Genomic DNA, 16,798 nt, shown 5'->3' with positions numbered 1-16,798 from the left:
CTCTTGCTCTTGCTCTTGCTCTTGCTCTTGCTCTTGCTCTTGCTCTTGCTCTTGCTCTTGCTCTTGCTCTTGCTCTTGCTCTTGCTCTTGCTCTTGCTCTTGGAACGAAGCTGATTCGCTAAATAACGAACCAAATTTCGCTGCACACCGTAATTTGTATATCCCGTCTCCTCACAACGAAGCTGCTTTCGCTATTCGGGAACCTAGGTTCTCCAATTGCGAAAGCAGCTTCGTTGTAGACAATATCCGCTTACCGTACACGCCATACAGCGAACTTACCTTCGTTAAATAACGAAGGTGCTTCGCTAACTAACCATTTCATCTAATATAGTTTGGCAGACGGTAGAGGGTTACGCGATATGGCGAGGGAACAGGTATGATGGCGCCATCAACCTCAAATCTTTTCAGCCAGTTAGTGGCTGAACGGTTACTGATTTGGAACTGTCCCGCTATATCAGATGCTTTAATTTTACCATCTTTTCTCATGGCCATTTGTAAAACAAGCTGCTTCCGGGACTCCCACACCTGCTTGCTATGACCTTCGTCCTCACGGTAAGCTTGCGACCACCATTGGCCAATCGCCTGCTTAATCTGGCGTTCGCATTGCTTCGGCTGGTTCTCCACCTGCCAAGCCGAGAATCGAAGAACGAGCCAGCCTGACAGCACAAGATCATTTTGACGAAGAAGATGGTCGTTAAACTCTCCCGGTGAAATATCGCGTGCATGCGTGGTAAAGCCATCGATCTCCATGATAAGCTTTATCCCGTGCTTTACAAAAATGAAGTCCGCAAACCGTTGTCCGCCTTTATGGTCCAAAAACGGATGTTCCGCCTTCAACCCCTCATAATTGTAACCAAACGCAGGTCCCCACACCTGTTCAAGAAATTGCAGTTCAATTTTACCTAACTTGTTGCGAAACTTCCCGCTAATGGCCGCATCCCGGTTAAACGCCTCAATAAAACTATCCAATTGCTGCTGCATCGTCGTCTCCTCCTTATCATAGCTTCGTTTAGTATGGTCCCTAAAACAGAAAACACCCTGACCGCAGACGAATATCGCCGCAATCAGGGTGTGCTTCACTCCTAGTTACCTACTACTAGTATAGTAGATATTGAAAAAACTGGCAACCAAAACATAGTATCGAAGCTCCTGTCCGCTTCCTCTCCTCCTACAAGGAACCAGATTCGCTATATAACGAAGCCATCTTCGCAAAATCAACGTCTTAACTACCCGCTCGAACATTTTGCGAACTAATTTTCGCTTTCCGAGAACCTAGGTTCACGGAAAGCGAAGCTAGCTTCGCTAATCGACAGTACCAGGCGGAAAACCACGGCACAGCGAAGACAGCTTCTTTATTTTGCGAAGGTGCTTCGCTAATCAGCAATATCAGGCGCAGAACCTCGCTACAGCGAAGACAAGTTCCTTATTTTGCGAAGGTGCTTCGCTAATCGGCAATATCAGGCGCAGAACCCCGCTACAGCGAAGACAAGTTCCTTATTTTGCGAAGGTGCTTCGCTGATCAGCTTAGGCCTAGCAGGCGGGGGAATTGGCGCGAGAATATACGGAGAAAAGTAACTATTTACATAGTATTGAGGGCCACCACCCTGCCCCATCAGTCTACAACGAACCAGATTCGCTAATTAACGAAGCCATTTTCGCAAAATCACCGCCTTTAACTGCCCTCTCACACTTTTTGCGAACTGATTTTCGTTTTCCGTGAACCTAGGTTCACGGAAAACGAAGCTAGCTTCGCTAATCGGCAATTATCAGTCGGAATCCCCCGGCACAGCGAAGACAGGTTCCTTATTTTGCGAAAGTGCTTCGCTAATCGGCAATATCAGGCGCAGAACCTCGCTACAGCGAAGACAAGTTCCTTATTTTGCGAAGGTGCTTCGCTAATCGGCAATATCAGGCTCAAAACCCCGCTACAGCGAAGACAAGTTCCTTATTTTGCGAAGGTGCTTCGCTAATCTCCAATGTCAAACCCAGAACCGCGCTACAGCGAAGTTAGGTTCCTTATTTTGCGAAGGTGCTTCGCTAATCGACAACAAGCCCAAGCTGGCGAGGAACCCCGCCGAAAAGCGAAAAGCACATAAGAAATTAAGCAACTACCACTTAATACGGCTGGCAACGAACCTTAGCTAGCCTAGTTCAACACGAAAAAAAGCTTTCGCCACCCTGAACGCGAAACGTTCGGCTGGCGAAAGCTTATCATGTATTAGTCCTCGTCTTCCTCGTCCTCGAGCAGCGCCAGGCGCTTGGCATCGAGGTACTCCTGCGTCGCGCGGTCGCGCTCGCGGCCTTTATCCTTCAGACGCTCGATCGCCGGCTGAATGAGCAGGTCGACTTCCTTCTGCACCGTATAGGCGAGATCGTAGCGGTTCTGCGACTCCAGGAAGGAGCCTACTTCCATTAATGCATTGTACCGGTCCAGCTCATCCCGGGTCAGCAAGCCTCGAACTTGCACGCTGCAGTGGCGCATTATAGAAACTTGCCTTTGCGCAGCACGAGCGGAATACCGCCGATAATGAACAGGTAACGCAGGTCGATCAGCTTTTTCAGCCAAGCGGCAACGCGGCCTTTATATTTTTTGCCGAAAGCGATGCCGATCGCTTCGCCTTTGCCAAGCGAGGCAACGGTACCTTTGTTGCTGAACACAAAGCCTTTCAGCGGCTGGTTGCGGATCGAGGCGACCAGGTTATGCGCACATACGACACCTTGCTGCATCGCGATTTGCGCAGTTGGCGGGTACGGCCGGCCTTCCGGATTGAACATCAGCGAATTGTCGCCGACAATATAGATGTTCTCATGGCCTGGAGCACGCAGGTTGTCATCGATTTTTACACGGCCGCGCATCGTTTCGAAGCCAGCGTCTTCAATCAGACGGTTGCCGCGGATGCCTCCGGTCCAGATAACGGTTTGCGATTTGATTTCTTCACCTTCGCCAACAACGACGCCATCCGGCGTGCATTCTTTAATGGCTGTGCCGATGCGGAACGTAACGCCCTTCTTCGACAGCACATCCATTGCGTATTCCACCAGTTCGGGATCAAAGCCAGGCAAAGCGGTTGGCGCCGCTTCAATATTGTAAATTTTCACAAGAGCGGGATCAACGTCAAACTGCTTGCAAAGCTCAGGAATGCGGTCGGACAGCTCACCGATAAATTCGATGCCGGTAAAGCCTGCTCCGCCTACGATGAACGTTAAGTAATCAGTACGATGAGGCTCGCGTTTGTAGCGGGCAAATTGATATTCAATATGTTCACGGATCAGACGAACCGAGTTGATGCTGCGAATGTTCATCGCGTATTCACCAAGACCCGGAATGCCGAATGTCTCCGGCTCGCCGCCGAGGCCAATAACAAGATAATCATAGGAAAGAGTGCCGTCTTCCAGAATGACCTTTTTATCTTGCGGACGAATTTGAACAACCGTCGATTTAACGAAGTCGATCTTAAACTCGTCGATCAGTTTAGAAATGCTGACGCGGGCATTTTCCGGATTATCGGTCCCGGCAGCAGGCATATGCAAATGTGTAGTAATGTAATGATAGTCATGCTTATTTACGAGGGTGACGTCGGCTTCGTTGTAGTTAAGCTCCTTCTGGAGACGCAACGCAGTCAGTACTCCACCGTACCCTGCACCTAAAATAACGATTTTCGGTATGTTGCTCATCGTATGATCCCATCCATTCCTGTGCTTTTTCTCTGTGAAAAATTACACAAACCCGTATGCTAATTTATAATATCTATCGGTAGCTTGTGCAATTCGGTTCCTCTTTATAAACACTGGGCTTTTTGACATCTTCATCTCTCATCGCAATCGTGGTTTTTTGGTCAAAATCCATTCACTTTGACGGTCCAAGCTTCCAGTGACTTACGTAATATACATCAGAAATATTACATAGTTTTCTTTAAAAGTTCAAGAGCAAAGTATACGAAAAACTTTAGAGAGGCATACAAATTCGCGGTTTCAATCCTGCCTGTCAAAAGCTTATAATGAAGTATCGTTTAATCCCATATTGGAGGTGCATCATGCCTAATTCCGAATCCTTGGAGCAGACCGTCGACATTGCCATTATCGGGGGCGGGCCCGCCGGCTTGTTCGCTGCTTTTTATGGAGGAATGCGTCAAGCATCCGTATTATTAATAGAAAGCATGCCTCAGCTAGGAGGGCAATTAGCAGCCCTTTATCCCGAGAAATATATATATGATGTTGCCGGATTTCCGAAAGTAACAGCCCAGGAGCTCGTTGACCGTCTCATTGAGCAGCTCTCCCTGTTCAAACCGGACATTCGTCTAGAAGAAAAGGTATCGGCCGTTACGAAAAAGGATGACCGGCTGTTCGAGATCGTCACGAATAAATCGGCCTATTATGCAAAAGCGGTCATTATTACGGCTGGCGTAGGCGCTTTTGAGCCCCGCAGACTGGAGCTGCCTGAAGCTGCGCAATATGAGAGCAGCAATCTTCATTACTTTGTCGGCGATCTTCAGCGGTTCAAGGATCAGAATGTGCTGATCAGCGGAGGCGGCGATTCTGCCGTCGATTGGTCGCTAATGCTAGAGCCGATTGCCAAAAGCGTCACGCTCACTCACCGCCGCGACAAATTCCGGGCGCATGAGCATAGTGTCGGAAATCTGATGAATTCAACCGTTACTATCGCAACGCCAAAAGAAATTACGGCGCTCCATGACAATGGCAGCGGACGGATCGGACGGGTAACGCTGACCGACGTCAAAACAAAGGAAACTACAGAGCTCGATGTCGACGCAGTAATCGTCAATTTCGGCTTTGTCTCCTCGCTTGGTCCTATCGCAGATTGGGGCATTCACATTGAAGGCGGCTCAATCATGGTCGATACTCGAATGGAGACGAACATTCCGGGGATTTTTGCCGCCGGCGACATTACAACTTATCCGGGCAAACTCAAGCTGATTGCCGTTGGCTTCGGCGAAGCGCCTACTGCAATTAATAATGCCAAGGTGTACGTCGATCCGAGCGCAAAGCTGTCTCCGGGACATAGCAGCAACATGAAACTATAATACTCGCGCATACGCGTATCTGATCAAAAAAAAGGGTATCCTAACCTTGGCTTTTCCAATTCCCGTTGCGCTTTTTTCAGCGCTCGAGTCCAGCCAAGGAGGATACCCTTATGTTATGTCCGGTTTGCAACGGCTTGCAGCCCCTTTTTGCACAATGCGAAAATTGTCATGAACCATTAAGTGATTTGGGACGGATAGCGGATTGGACTGGCCCTTATGCGCCATATGAGCCATGGGAAGCGTCAGAGCAAGTGTTTGAACAAACGGCGGAAACAGCACATTGCAAGCACATTGCTTTCTGCCTGAATTGTGAGCGATCCGTAGATGTGGAAATAACGGAGTGGGTGTAGTTGCTTCATTAATTTCTTCTATGCTTGTCCTGGCAATCGCAAGCCGCTGGCTTGTCTAAGCCGTCACGAGCTCCTCGCGCAAACCTAGCTTTCTGCGTCTCATTTCCATTTGCAGCATGTAAATAAATTCAGGCTCTAGCTCAAATTGGACGGCCGCGATATAGGTATCTTCCAGCAGTTCATCATTGAGCAATTCCATAGCGGACACTTCCTTTCCTCATGGATTATCCTAATTTCTTCCTCATAGTAGCATTGATTTTTCAATCCAACAACAGATCGCCTTATTCACAATCACCTGTGGACATGCTGTGCATGATTTGTGGACATGAGTCGAAAAATAAGGAAAATCAACGTGGATGATGTGGATATTGTTATACACAGCCTGTTTTTCGCCAAGTTCAATAAAAAACTTTAATGGGATTTCGGAACTCCATTAATGGAATATATTACCCATCTCCTTCATATAAATGCAGGTTACAGCGCTCTCTCGCTCTCCTCGCACAAAAAAATAAACCCGCCAAGGGGTTTATTTCATGCTAAGCGGTACGATTCCCTCTCTCTATTGAGGTCTCGTATTGACTTCAAAAATCCATATCTTCCCGCTCTTATCGATGCCATAGTCAAACCCAAGCTGTCCAATTCCGGGAAATTTCGCTTCCAGAAGCTGTGTGGAAAGGACAGTAAGCTCACGCATTTTATGCTTCTTCGCGCCAACGAATGATGCCCCGATCGACCGGCGTATGCCTTGAGCAGCTGTAACCAACGTGCCTCCGCGACAGATGTTTGTTACGAACAAGCCGGGCTTGGCTATCCGCCCAACCAGAGCGCGGTATACCCAGCCCCTGTCCGTTTTCACATATTTAACGCGATAATCGATTGGACGTCCGCCAACCGTCGCCAGATAAATACCCTTCTGGATTAAATAAGCCCGTTTCTTCTTGCACCGGTCCAGCGAGCGCTTCATACTCTCGAAATTCGTAAAGCTCTTCGTCTTGGCATAATAGGAGTAGGAGTAGCCTCCGCTCGTTTTCGAAACTTTAATGACCCCGTTCCCCCCGGCACCGCGCACCGGCTTGACGACTACCATCTGATGCGTATTCAGCATGCTTCTTAGATTCTCACTCGTATATCTGCTAGTAGGCGGGATATGTGGCGCAATTTGCGGATTCGAGCGAAGCACGGCCGTTTTAGCCCATTTGCTGGCTAATTGCCTGCCTTGATGTTCACCCAATACTTTCAATCTCCTTTCCTGCGGCTTCATCCATAGCATATGACAGCGAATCATCTATCTCTTGGATGAATGTCGGAGGATAGAAGCCCCAATTGCCGCGCTAACAAGCAGCTCCCAAGTGATCAGCCTAGCGAATGGGCGAGTGCCAGTTGAATAGTTGAACTATATTAATAGAAGAAATTATTCAATAACGACACAATCTGCCGCTGAAAATGCTAAAAAGGTACATTTCCTCATTGGTTGAGGATACTGTACCTTTTGCATGACTACTCTTTGTTTTTCTCCATTGCCGCTTTTAAAGCATCGGCCAAACTATTCGACAAGCTGACGTTGTCACTGAATTGCTCAATCATTTTTTTCTGCTGATGCTTGTTCACCCGGCCGCCTTGCTTGTCCCCCAGCATCTCGATTACGTTGCAAGGGCGGCATTGCGCATATTTGCCTGCTTTGCCGTTATGAATCTCCATCTTCTTATGGCATTGCGGACAGCGCTTATTGGATAATACCGGCTCAGTTGAGCGGCGGTAGCTGCACTCCCTGTCGGAGCAGACGAGCGATTTGCCCCGCTTCCCTTTCACTTCCATGAGCAGCTTGCCGCATTCGGGGCAGCGGGAGTGGGTCAAGTTATGCGGCTTGTATTCCTTCGTCTCGTTCTTGACCTCCGTCACCCATTTGCTGGCCTGCTCACGAATGGAGGCCATAAACTTGGCCGGCTCGCCTTTGCCTTGCGCGATGCGTTGCAGCTCCCGCTCCCATTGCGCCGTCAAATCCGGGCTGCGCAGCTCATCAACAACCAGCTCAATCAATTGCTTTCCTTTGCCTGTCGGAATAAGACGGTTTTGCGACCGCTCAATCGTGTCGGTGGACAGCAGCTTCTCAATAATGTCCGCACGTGTAGCAGGCGTTCCTAGTCCATGCTTCTCCATCTTCCCCAGCAGCGAAGCTTCCGTATAACGGGCAGGCGGCATGGTTCGAAGCTCCTTGATCCGGCTTTGCTTAACCGGTATCGTCTGGCCCTGTGTCAGGGCAGGCAGAAGCTGCTCCGGCTGGCGTTCCCCTTGCCCGCTGCGTCCGCCCTCATCCTCGTCCTCATCGTCCTCGGCTGCGCGATCGCTGTACAGCTCATTCCAGCCCATATCCTTCATGACCTTCCCTTTGGCATAGAGCTTGTCGCCTCCGACCGTCAGCACTACGCTCGTCTCATCATAACGATACGGAGCATAAAACAAAGCGATGAAGCGGCGCACGATCAAATCGTAAAGTCTGCGCTCCTCATTGCTCAGCGCTGATAGATTGACGAATTGCTCCGTCGGAATAATCGCATGGTGGTCGCTTACTTTGCTGTCGTCAACGAAACGTTTCGTCACCGGAAGCTGGCCGCGCAGCAGCTTGCGTGCCATAGCCGAATAAGGCCCCACGGCAATGCTCTCCAGTCTGCCTTTCAGCGTCGGCACGATATCGCTGGACAAGTATTTGGAATCGGTTCGCGGATACGTAACCAGCTTATGCTGCTCGTACAGCTTCTGCAGTACGTTCGAGGTTTGCTTGGCGGAGAAGCCAAGCCGTTTGTTCGCATCTCTCTGCAGTTCTGTCAGATCGTAAGCTTGCGGATGCGGCTCTGTTTTCTCAACGGTGCGCAGCTTGTCTACTTTCGCGCCTTTGCCGTGCAGCCGGCCTGCTGCAGCCTCTGCCTCCTCATGCTTCCAGACTCTGCCGTCATGCGAATCCGATTCCCGCCATACCGCTTGAAACCCGCCTAGATCGGCAGAAATCGTCCAATACGGCTGCGATTGAAACTGCTGAATTTCCTTTTCGCGATCCATCATAGCGCCTAACGTTGGCGTTTGAACACGTCCAGCTGCAAGCTGCGCATTATATTTAACGGTCAGCGCACGTGTTACATTCAAGCCGATCAGCCAGTCGGCCTCCGCCCGGCACACCGCCGAGGCATACAAATTGTTGTAGTCTTTGCCTGGCTTCAGCGCTTGAAAGCCTTCTTTGATCGCTTTATCCGTCTGTGACGAAATCCAGAGCCGCTTGAACGGCTTGCGCCAATGCACAAGCTCCATAATCCAGCGTGCCACAAGCTCACCCTCGCGTCCGGCGTCTGTCGCAATAATCAGCTCGCTAATATCCTGCCTGCGGCATAGCTGAGCCACAGCTTTATATTGATGGGAGGTTTCCTTCATCACCTTCAGGTTCATCTTGGGCGGAAGCAGCGGCAAATCCTCCAGGCTCCAGGTCTTGTATTTCGCATCGTATTCTTCCGGTTCAGCTAATGTAACGAGATGGCCAAGCGCCCACGTTACGATATATTTCGGACCTTCTATGTAGCTTTTATTTTTTTGGCTGCAGCCAAGCACGCGGGCAAGCTCTCTGGCCACGCTCGGTTTCTCCGCCAGAACAAGTGATTTCATTGCTGTTTTCTCCAATCTTATCGGGTTTCCTCTTATTCTACCACAGGAAAGAGAAACCGCCGACTATCCGGTTTCCCCCCTTGCTAACCGCTCTATTTTACCCGGCAATTCCGAGTGTGCTATAGTATCTTCATTATCTGCTTTTCTAAATTTATGAATGAACTAGGAGCGTGCCCGAATGAAGCCCCGCTTAATTGCCGTCATTACATCGGTTCTACTGATTTACGGCCTCATCAACTGGTACATCGGCTGGAATGGCTGGGTGTATGCCTCAACTCTGTTCGGATGGGAGTCGCCGGTCCTGTACAGCATCGTCATTGCGGTTCTCGCGCTGGGCTATATCGTCGGGAGGATGGGACAATCCAACTTTACCCGGCCGCTTGCCCGCCAGCTGAAGCTGCTCGGCTCCTACTGGATTGCCGTCTTCGAATATTCAGTCCTTCTGCTTCCTCCAGCTGACCTAATCGTCTGGCTGTTAACGAAAACCTCTATTACAACCGAGAACGCTATTCTTGCAGTAGGTTCAGCAGTTGTCGTTATACTCGCCGCGTTGCTCATTCGGGGATCCTGGAATGCCTGGACGCCAATTGTCCGCGTCTATTCCGCTGTCATTCCGAAGCAGGCTGGCAAGCTGAAAAAGCTGAAAATCGGCATGGCTTCCGATATTCATCTCGGCACAACGGTTGGCAATCGGCATCTGCAGCGTCTAGTAGACGAGATGGACCGGATGAAGCCGGACATTATTCTGCTGCCTGGCGATATTATCGATGACGACATCGATCCGTTCATCCGCTATAAAATGGCTGATGTCATGAAGCAGCTGAAAGCACCTCTTGGCGTATACGCCGTGCTTGGCAACCATGAATATATCGGCGGCCATATCGAGCAGTTTGTAGCGGAAATGGATGCGATCGGCATCCGCGTATTGCGTGACGAGAACGTGCTCATTGCGGACAGCTTCTATATTATCGGCCGTAAAGACGCTTCCGCTGCTTCAGGCCGCAACGACAAAAGCGGCAGGCTGCCGATCCGCAGCCTTGTAGCCGAGGTCGATGCAGCACTGCCGCTCATTATGATGGATCACCAGCCCTCCGACTTGGAGCAGGCTGCCGTTAACGGTATCGATCTTTCCTTATCCGGCCATACGCATCGCGGCCAGATGGCACCCAATCATCTCATTACCCGCAGACTGTTTGAGCTCGATTGGGGCTACAAGCAGAAAGGCGGCCTGCATGCCATCGTCTCCTCCGGCTTCGGCAGCTGGGGACCGCCGATTCGAATCGGCAGCCGGTCAGAGGTCATTCAGATCGATCTGGCATTTAACAATAAAGGGTAAAGTAAAGCACTCCCGCTACTGGTTGTTTTCCCTTACCCTCAGCGCCGTACGGCGAAGCCAGCCATAGATAACATCCGCCTGCAGCAGCAGCACTGCCGCCAGGGCAAGCTTCGCCAGCTGTACGACGAGACTGCTCCATGCGCTAATGAGGAATGGCTGGGAGATCGTGTACGACTCCGCATAGACCTGCAACACTTGAGCGACGCTGCCGATCAAAGCCGGCAGCGTCGTTATTATAATAACGACCGCCACAAGCGAGAAGCCAAAGCGGTATAATGCGCCCTCTTCCATACGATTCCAATCGAAAGCCGCATCCCCTTTATCCCCCGCAATGCGTGAGGCTGCCCAGCCTGCTTTTTGCCATAACAGCAGACTTGCACCGGTAAGCAGCAGCGCAGGCAAGAGCGAAATCCCCCATATCATCAGCCCTTCGCTTCCGACTGCAATCATTTGAATCGTTGTCCCAACAAACAGCAAAGCGCGTATAAGCATCCATACAGCCAGCAATCTTACCGCAGCAAAGGATAATTCCTGAAGCTTCATCTTAAATCCCCCTTTGGTTCTCCGTATTCACTCCTCAAACAAGGTTCGAAAATATCGTCCGCGATTGTTCAAAAAATCTTTCGTCAGCCGGTAATGCTCCGTCTCCTCATAATCGATCCGCTTGATCGGATCATGATCGAAGCTCCATATCGCGGCGCCCGGGTACGAGAGCAGAATCGGCGAATGTGTCGCAATAATGAATTGCGACTGGCCTTCCCGCTCCATCTCCCAGATCCGCCGGATAAAGGCTAGCTGATTTTGCGGGGAGAGCGCCGACTCCGGCTCATCAAGCAAATAAATCCCTTTTCCGCCGAGCCGGTTCGTAAACAAAGATAAGAAAGCCTGCCCGTGCGACTGCTCATTCAAGGATTGGCCGCCATAGGAATCGTAGGCTCTTCTATCCTCCTTAGCCAATTCATCGATATAATCGGCAAAAGCATCAAAAGTCTCCGCACGAAAGAAAAATCCGTTGCTCACCTTGGGCGTCCAAGACAGCTTTATGATGGAAGACAGCGACACGTCGTCCTTCTCTCTGGATAAAAGCGAGCTTTTTCCGCCTACAATATTGAAGCCGCAAAGATGCGCAATCGCTTCCAGCAGGGTCGATTTACCAGAGCCGTTCTCGCCGATAAAGAATGTAATGTTGCTGTCGAGATCCAGTTCGTCCACCCGCTGCAAGGCCGGGATATGAAAGGGATACTGCCCCAGCCTGCCTGCCGCTTCCGCTGCTTTCCAGTCAAAGGAAGCCCGCTTCAAAAATGTCATCTTACTGCTCCCTCCACTAGCACGAAGCCTGCTGCTGATTGAATGGTCATGAAATTCAAATATATGTATATATAGACGCTTTTTTCATGGGAAAAGTTTCTCTATCGCTCATGGCGGTCATGAACATTAATCAAAATGTAAATGTGCAGTTTGTTTACCGATATTTCGGCCATTTATCGCTTCAAAATGCAAATGTGCAGTTTGTTCAGCCCAGAAAGCCTCAAAGGAGCGAAATGGAGCGATTTAAAATGTACTTTTACATTTTGATCGCGATTTTATGCTATATTAGCATGATCAGCCTGCACTTTTGCATTTTGTTGCCGGATTTAGCTGGAACGAGGCTAACAGATAGGGCGCTGATTCATCGTTCCGACGGTCGCGACAAGCAATGGGAGGCAATTCAACTTAAAATCCAACTCTCCACTCGCAAAAAAAGCTGCTGCTTCATTAACGAAGCAACAGCTTTTTTAAAATTCCATACCATTTACGACGCCGGCCCCGGCCGGTTAATGCTCTTCATATAGCTGACCGACGCGATGATAAAGTAAAACGTCTGCATGATGATAAAGATACCGATGACGACAAAGGAATAAAGCCATACGGAAGATCCCATCAGCGTATCCAAAGCCTTCATCGCAACAAGGGCGTGAATTGTGCCTACGACGCAAGGAATGTAGAATACAATCGCAATTTGCGATACCGATATCCGCCTGATTTCCTGAAGTGTCATGCCGATCCGCTTCAAGGCGCGGAATTGCTGCTGATCCTCTTGCAGCTCCGTGAACAGCTTGAAGTAGATCAGACTGCCTGCAGCGATAAAGAACAGCAGACTAATGAATAAACCGATAAACAGCGTTAAATTCGCGTCTTGCATATAATCCTGATACATAGACGCACGCGTCATATGCGTCTGCTCTTTTTTACTCTCCGGTACGAGCTTCTGCACTTGACCGACAGCTTCTGCCGCGCTTTCCCAATCCTTCACTTCATAGCCGTAAGCGACAATCTGCTTCTCTTCCGGGATAGAGGCCATTAGCTTGCTGTAAGCAAAGTCATCCATAATAATTGTAAAAAGATAACTGGTCATGTTCATTATCGTACTGTTTACACTTTCCGATATTTTATAATCGACCGTCACTCCGTTAATAACGCCCTGTATGGTTTGCGGAGCTTTTATCCAGCTGGCTTGCAAAATAACGGTATCCTGCTCTACCTCAACTGCCGGGAGACCAAGGGCAGCTGCACTATGATTATATTCAGAGGCCGATATGACAAAGCCCTTGGAATTGCTGTAATCATGGGATTGCTTATTTTCGGATTCCAATTTCAGCTTCGTAATCTCCGCTCCGACCAGCTTATCTTCTCTAGTGATCGGGTGGCCATTTTTCTCCAATATGCCCGCCATTTGCTCCGGATCAACGACCTCATTCGTATGAAGGCCGCGCTCGACATATGCAATGGTATAAGGAGAGAAATTCGACACCATCAGTTTATAGCCCACTTGCATCAAATAAAAAGTGCCGGAGGCGGTCAAAATGACCGCGCTCATGATCGATACCATAAATAAGATGCGCGCATTGTCTCGCAGCTTATAGCCAAGCTGGGACAAAACAATCATATTGGTCCGGTTGTAAAAAACCGAATGCTTGCGCTGCAGAAAACGGATGGCCAGGACGCTCAATTGCGTAAATAAAAAATAGGTTCCGATGGTGACCGTAATCAGTATCGGCAGTGCCAGCAGCAGGAACGTCTCAACCGTCATATTCAAAGCCATGCCATATGCGGCTCCTAAACATAATACAGCAAGTACGACGAGCCATTTGGAAAAAACGAGATCGCCTTTCGGCTTGCGGGCTGCCTTCAGCAGGTCAACAATTTCCGATTTGCCAATACGTAAAGAAGTCAACAGTGCAATCCCCATCGACAAGGCGAAAAATCCGATGCCGGTCAGTGCAATCGCGAAGACGGGAGCCGCGAATGGAATGGGATCCTTCACGCTTAATATGGCGCCCAGCGCCATAAAGAACAATTTGCTGAACAGCATGCCGATCGCAATGCCCGTAATAAGAGACAATAGCGCTACCGCGGCATTCTCGTAGATAACGAGCCGTCGCAATTGCGACCTGGTCATTCCGAATAATGAGAACAGGCCGAATTCCTGCTTTCTCGTCTTCAGAAACGCCGAATTCGCATACAGCACGAACAGGAATGAGAAAATAGCGATCAGATAAAGGCAGAACTGCATGCCGGTCCGAATCTTTTGCGCCTGCAATATGTTGCCGTTAATAACATCCGGATGATAGATAAAGGCGGCGTACATGTAGAAAATGATGACGGAAAACACGCTGCTCCAGAAAAACGCGCTGTAGGACCGCCAGTTGCCGCGGATATTGCTAAGCGCGAGCGAACGGAACGTCATCGAAATTACCTCCCAGCACGCTCAGTGCGTCCAATATTTGTTGGAAGAATGCCTGCCGGTTTGAGCCGCGCCGAATTTCCGAGAAAAACTTGCCGTCTTTAATGAAGACAATCCGCTGGCAATAGCTTGCAGAGAACGGATCATGCGTAACCATCAGAACCGTTGCCTTCAGCCGCTCATTCATATCCTTCAATGAGTCCATGACATCCTTCGCCGACTTGGAATCCAGATTGCCGGTCAGCTCGTCGGCCAATACAAGCGAAGGCTGGTGGATGATCGCCCGCGCGATCGCCGCCCGCTGCTTCTGTCCGCCGGACACCTCATAGGTTCGTTTGCTGAGAATGGCTGTAATTTGCAGCAGCTCGGCAATCGGCCGCAGCTTCTCATCAATTTGCCGGGGAGAGACCCCCTCCAGTACGAGGGGCAAAATGATATTTTCCTTAATCGACAACGTGTCGAGCAAATTAAAATCCTGAAACACAAAGCCAAGCTCTCTGCGCCGGAACAGCGCCAGCTTGCGTTCATTCAGCCTTGCCGGATTAACACCATTAATCTCAAGCTCACCTGAAGTCGGCTTGTCGATCGTCGACAGCAGATTGAGCAGCGTCGTCTTCCCGCTTCCCGACGGCCCCATGACCCCGACAAACTCGCCGGCTTCGACCTTAAGATCAATATCCTCCAGCGCTTTATAAGAAACATTCCCTTTCGAGCTGTATATTTTGCCTAACCCTTTCGTATGCAATACACTCATCTTCAACTAGCCTCCCAAAGCTTTCTATCGTTGCTTGCATGAATAGTATATCCTTGAGAGCACACCTGCTCCCATCGATTTCCCTTTCATGCGGGACGGCTAACCTTACAATGTTGTCACCCAAACCGGTGAATGCCATCCGGGTAAAAGGATACCGTTGCCGTCGTTCCCTCGCCTGCCCGCGATTCCATAGACAATTCATGCCCCATCCGCCCGCACACCTGCTTGGCTAAATAAAGGCCCATACCCGTTGACTCTTCAACGGCCCGCCCGTTCTCGCCAGTGAAGAAGGGATCGAATATACGCGGCAAATCCTGCGGCTCGATGCCGATGCCTTCATCCTCGACCGATAGTCTGACGGTATTATCCTGCTTAACTATCCGAATCGTCAGCTTCTTGTCGCCCGGCTTGCGTTTGGCATATTTAATTGCATTGTTGACTAACTGATTCAGCACGAACGTCAGCCATTTCTCATCCGACTCAGCGGCAGCTTCCCCTTCGATTTTCGGATAGATCGAATAGCGGATGCACTGCCTTTTATGCCCGTTGATGACCGTTCGTGCAACTTCATGCAGCTGCAGCTGCCGAGGATGCAGGTCGAGCTCAAATTTATCCAATCTTGCGGTATGCAGCATCATCTCCAGTCCGCGCGTCAACCGGTCGGTCTCCTCCCGCAAGCTCGTCAGCAGCTCTGCTTGCTTCTCCCCGCTCAGCGGCGGCTCCCTTCCTTCTTGCGCAAGCAGATCGATGACCGACACCGGCGTTTTCATATGATGCACCCATTGCATGACAAAGTGGTTATGCTGCTCCTGCTGGCGTCGGTATTTGTTAAGCTCGGTCATATAAGCGCTGTGCTGCGCTTCAAGCAGCTGCTGCACCGCCTTCTGCTCCACCGATATCCCTGATTTCACAAGTGTCAAATCATTTAGCGATGCCGGTTTTTGAAGCGCTTCTGTCAGCTGTTTGTAGTACGCCCGCTGCCTTAGATAATCGATGGCAAGTCCCACAATTAGAAGCAGCAGCGCCAGCTCGATAAAATAATAGAGCAAGCCGGGATCGGCCTGCTCCGCATAACGCAGCTTATCTAGCAGAAACAGAACGGAAGCAATTCCGATGCATCCCAAATAAAAGGCAATCATAATTTTACGATCCCATAAATAACCTTTCCAGCTCATGCCCCGGCTCCTCTCTGCATATCCGGCAAAATCAGCTTGTAGCCTTGGCCGCGAACGGTCTCAATTGCCTTTACGATGCCAAGCTCCTCAAGCTTTTTGCGCAGCCTTGTAACATTGACTGTCAGCGTATTGTCATCGACGAACTGCACGTCATCCCACAGCGCCTCCAATAGCTCTTCGCGGGTGACGACCTGCTCCGGCCTGCGGAGGAAGCATTCCGCGAGCAGCAGCTCGTTTTTCGTCAGCTCAACCCGCTTGCCCTGCCATTCCAGCTCATTGCGGCTCAGATAGAGAATAAGTCCATTTGCCTCCAAATCTCCATTGCCGTTGCCACCGCCGAGTCCGCCAGCTGCTGCCGCATATTCACCATAAACACGGCGAAGCGCACTCCTCGTCTTTGCCATCAGCAAATCCAGATGGATAGGCTTGGCTACATAATCGTCGCCGCCATTCTCGATGGCCATCACTTGATCCATCTCTCCGGCGCGCGCCGAAATAAAGATGATCGGCACGTTGGAGCGCGTACGGATTTGCCTGCACCAATAAAATCCGTCGAAATAAGGCAAATTAATATCAAGCAGCACGAGATGCGGATCATACTCGATAAATTCAGCCAGCAGCTCCTTAAACCGTTCTGCCCGCCGCACCTCGAAGCCGTATTTCTCCATATTCGCTTTTAAAATTCCGCCGATCTTCTCATCATCTTCTATTATAAATATGCGATACATCTAACGGTCGCCTCCAAATCAAGCGCGGTATTGAACCTCCT

At 50.0% G+C, this 16,798-nt stretch carries 15 protein-coding genes; 3 read left to right on the top strand and 12 right to left on the bottom strand.

What is annotated here, in order from left to right; genetic code table 11:
* Positions 1 to 318: 318 nt before the first annotated feature.
* From ACFVVF_RS15215 to ACFVVF_RS15205, 3 genes are all read right to left on the bottom strand, one after another.
* On the bottom strand, positions 319 to 981 hold the full coding sequence (locus ACFVVF_RS15215) for a DUF559 domain-containing protein (protein ID WP_387810883.1): 663 nt from the start codon (positions 979 to 981) through the stop codon (positions 319 to 321).
* 1,237 nt (positions 982 to 2,218) lie between these two features.
* Positions 2,219 to 2,482, bottom strand: coding sequence for a hypothetical protein (locus tag ACFVVF_RS15210; protein WP_042165333.1), 264 nt, complete (start codon positions 2,480 to 2,482; stop codon positions 2,219 to 2,221).
* Positions 2,482 to 3,675, bottom strand: coding sequence for an NAD(P)/FAD-dependent oxidoreductase (locus ACFVVF_RS15205; protein ID WP_387810880.1), 1,194 nt, complete (start codon positions 3,673 to 3,675; stop codon positions 2,482 to 2,484). Before ACFVVF_RS15205 ends, ACFVVF_RS15210 begins: the two co-directional genes overlap by 1 nt.
* A 359-nt stretch (positions 3,676 to 4,034) precedes the next feature.
* On the opposite strand from ACFVVF_RS15205, the gene ACFVVF_RS15200 reads away from it, so the two are divergent.
* Complete coding sequence (locus ACFVVF_RS15200; RefSeq protein WP_387810877.1) at positions 4,035 to 5,042, top strand: NAD(P)/FAD-dependent oxidoreductase; 1,008 nt, start codon at positions 4,035 to 4,037, stop codon at positions 5,040 to 5,042.
* Between the two features lie 405 nt (positions 5,043 to 5,447).
* Here the strand turns inward: ACFVVF_RS15200 and sda are convergent, their stop codons facing one another.
* The 3 genes from sda to ACFVVF_RS15185 all read right to left on the bottom strand — a co-directional run bounded on the left by sda (position 5,448) and on the right by ACFVVF_RS15185 (position 9,040).
* Positions 5,448 to 5,591: a sporulation histidine kinase inhibitor Sda gene (sda, locus tag ACFVVF_RS15195; RefSeq protein WP_387810874.1), complete on the bottom strand. Its 144-nt coding sequence runs from the start codon at positions 5,589 to 5,591 to the stop codon at positions 5,448 to 5,450.
* A 360-nt stretch (positions 5,592 to 5,951) separates the two neighbouring features.
* A complete protein-coding gene (locus ACFVVF_RS15190; protein ID WP_387810871.1) occupies positions 5,952 to 6,623 on the bottom strand; it encodes a YheC/YheD family protein in 672 nt (223 codons plus the stop codon).
* Between the two features lie 266 nt (positions 6,624 to 6,889).
* Positions 6,890 to 9,040: a DNA topoisomerase III gene (locus tag ACFVVF_RS15185; RefSeq protein ID WP_387810868.1), complete on the bottom strand. Its 2,151-nt coding sequence runs from the start codon at positions 9,038 to 9,040 to the stop codon at positions 6,890 to 6,892.
* 178 nt (positions 9,041 to 9,218) lie between these two features.
* On the opposite strand from ACFVVF_RS15185, the gene ACFVVF_RS15180 reads away from it, so the two are divergent.
* Complete coding sequence (locus ACFVVF_RS15180; protein ID WP_387810865.1) at positions 9,219 to 10,376, top strand: metallophosphoesterase; 1,158 nt, start codon at positions 9,219 to 9,221, stop codon at positions 10,374 to 10,376.
* A gap of 15 nt (positions 10,377 to 10,391) precedes the next feature.
* On the opposite strand, the gene ACFVVF_RS15175 is transcribed toward ACFVVF_RS15180, so the two are convergent.
* Both ACFVVF_RS15175 and ACFVVF_RS15170 read right to left on the bottom strand, forming a co-directional pair.
* Positions 10,392 to 10,919, bottom strand: coding sequence for a hypothetical protein (locus ACFVVF_RS15175; protein WP_387810863.1), 528 nt, complete (start codon positions 10,917 to 10,919; stop codon positions 10,392 to 10,394).
* A 27-nt stretch (positions 10,920 to 10,946) separates the two neighbouring features.
* On the bottom strand, positions 10,947 to 11,684 hold the full coding sequence (locus tag ACFVVF_RS15170; protein ID WP_387810860.1) for an AAA family ATPase: 738 nt from the start codon (positions 11,682 to 11,684) through the stop codon (positions 10,947 to 10,949).
* A 119-nt stretch (positions 11,685 to 11,803) separates the two neighbouring features.
* On the opposite strand from ACFVVF_RS15170, the gene ACFVVF_RS15165 reads away from it, so the two are divergent.
* Positions 11,804 to 12,208, top strand: a complete 405-nt coding sequence (locus ACFVVF_RS15165; RefSeq protein ID WP_387810857.1) for a hypothetical protein — start codon at positions 11,804 to 11,806, stop codon at positions 12,206 to 12,208.
* Here ACFVVF_RS15165 and ACFVVF_RS15160 read toward each other — a convergent pair.
* The 4 genes from ACFVVF_RS15160 to ACFVVF_RS15145 all read right to left on the bottom strand — a co-directional run bounded on the left by ACFVVF_RS15160 (position 12,169) and on the right by ACFVVF_RS15145 (position 16,757).
* Positions 12,169 to 14,103, bottom strand: a complete 1,935-nt coding sequence (locus tag ACFVVF_RS15160; RefSeq protein WP_387810854.1) for an ABC transporter permease — start codon at positions 14,101 to 14,103, stop codon at positions 12,169 to 12,171. The genes ACFVVF_RS15165 and ACFVVF_RS15160 overlap by 40 nt on opposite strands.
* Complete coding sequence (locus ACFVVF_RS15155) at positions 14,078 to 14,854, bottom strand: ABC transporter ATP-binding protein (protein WP_387810851.1); 777 nt, start codon at positions 14,852 to 14,854, stop codon at positions 14,078 to 14,080. Before ACFVVF_RS15155 ends, ACFVVF_RS15160 begins: the two co-directional genes overlap by 26 nt.
* A gap of 116 nt (positions 14,855 to 14,970) precedes the next feature.
* Positions 14,971 to 16,029, bottom strand: a complete 1,059-nt coding sequence (locus ACFVVF_RS15150) for a sensor histidine kinase (RefSeq protein ID WP_387810848.1) — start codon at positions 16,027 to 16,029, stop codon at positions 14,971 to 14,973.
* The gene (locus ACFVVF_RS15145; RefSeq protein ID WP_387810845.1) at positions 16,026 to 16,757 is read right to left on the bottom strand and encodes a response regulator transcription factor; all 732 of its coding nucleotides are present in this window, start codon (positions 16,755 to 16,757) and stop codon (positions 16,026 to 16,028) included. Before ACFVVF_RS15145 ends, ACFVVF_RS15150 begins: the two co-directional genes overlap by 4 nt.
* Positions 16,758 to 16,798 lie beyond the last annotated feature (41 nt).

It is taken from the genome of Paenibacillus sp. NPDC058174, from assembly GCF_042883865.1.
In the GTDB taxonomy this organism is placed as follows: Bacteria; Bacillota; Bacilli; order Paenibacillales; family Paenibacillaceae; genus Pristimantibacillus.
This window is presented reverse-complemented; position numbering and strand designations above follow the sequence as displayed.

Excerpts from the sequence above, each read along its gene's own strand:
- ACFVVF_RS15180 (WP_387810865.1), top strand. The coding sequence starts at position 9,219 with ATGAAGCCCCGCTTAATTGCCGTCATTACATCGGTTCTACTGATTTAC.
- ACFVVF_RS15185 (WP_387810868.1), bottom strand. The coding sequence starts at position 9,040 with ATGAAATCACTTGTTCTGGCGGAGAAACCGAGCGTGGCCAGAGAGCTT.
- ACFVVF_RS15145 (WP_387810845.1), bottom strand. The coding sequence starts at position 16,757 with ATGTATCGCATATTTATAATAGAAGATGATGAGAAGATCGGCGGAATT.
- ACFVVF_RS15150 (WP_387810848.1), bottom strand. The coding sequence starts at position 16,029 with ATGAGCTGGAAAGGTTATTTATGGGATCGTAAAATTATGATTGCCTTT.
- ACFVVF_RS15170 (WP_387810860.1), bottom strand. The coding sequence starts at position 11,684 with ATGACATTTTTGAAGCGGGCTTCCTTTGACTGGAAAGCAGCGGAAGCG.
- ACFVVF_RS15175 (WP_387810863.1), bottom strand. The coding sequence starts at position 10,919 with ATGAAGCTTCAGGAATTATCCTTTGCTGCGGTAAGATTGCTGGCTGTA.
- sda (WP_387810874.1), bottom strand. The coding sequence starts at position 5,591 with ATGGAATTGCTCAATGATGAACTGCTGGAAGATACCTATATCGCGGCC.
- ACFVVF_RS15165 (WP_387810857.1), top strand. The coding sequence starts at position 11,804 with ATGAACATTAATCAAAATGTAAATGTGCAGTTTGTTTACCGATATTTC.
- ACFVVF_RS15215 (WP_387810883.1), bottom strand. The coding sequence starts at position 981 with ATGCAGCAGCAATTGGATAGTTTTATTGAGGCGTTTAACCGGGATGCG.
- ACFVVF_RS15200 (WP_387810877.1), top strand. The coding sequence starts at position 4,035 with ATGCCTAATTCCGAATCCTTGGAGCAGACCGTCGACATTGCCATTATC.
- ACFVVF_RS15160 (WP_387810854.1), bottom strand. The coding sequence starts at position 14,103 with ATGACGTTCCGTTCGCTCGCGCTTAGCAATATCCGCGGCAACTGGCGG.
- ACFVVF_RS15205 (WP_387810880.1), bottom strand. The coding sequence starts at position 3,675 with ATGAGCAACATACCGAAAATCGTTATTTTAGGTGCAGGGTACGGTGGA.
- ACFVVF_RS15155 (WP_387810851.1), bottom strand. The coding sequence starts at position 14,854 with ATGAGTGTATTGCATACGAAAGGGTTAGGCAAAATATACAGCTCGAAA.
- ACFVVF_RS15210 (WP_042165333.1), bottom strand. The coding sequence starts at position 2,482 with ATGCGCCACTGCAGCGTGCAAGTTCGAGGCTTGCTGACCCGGGATGAG.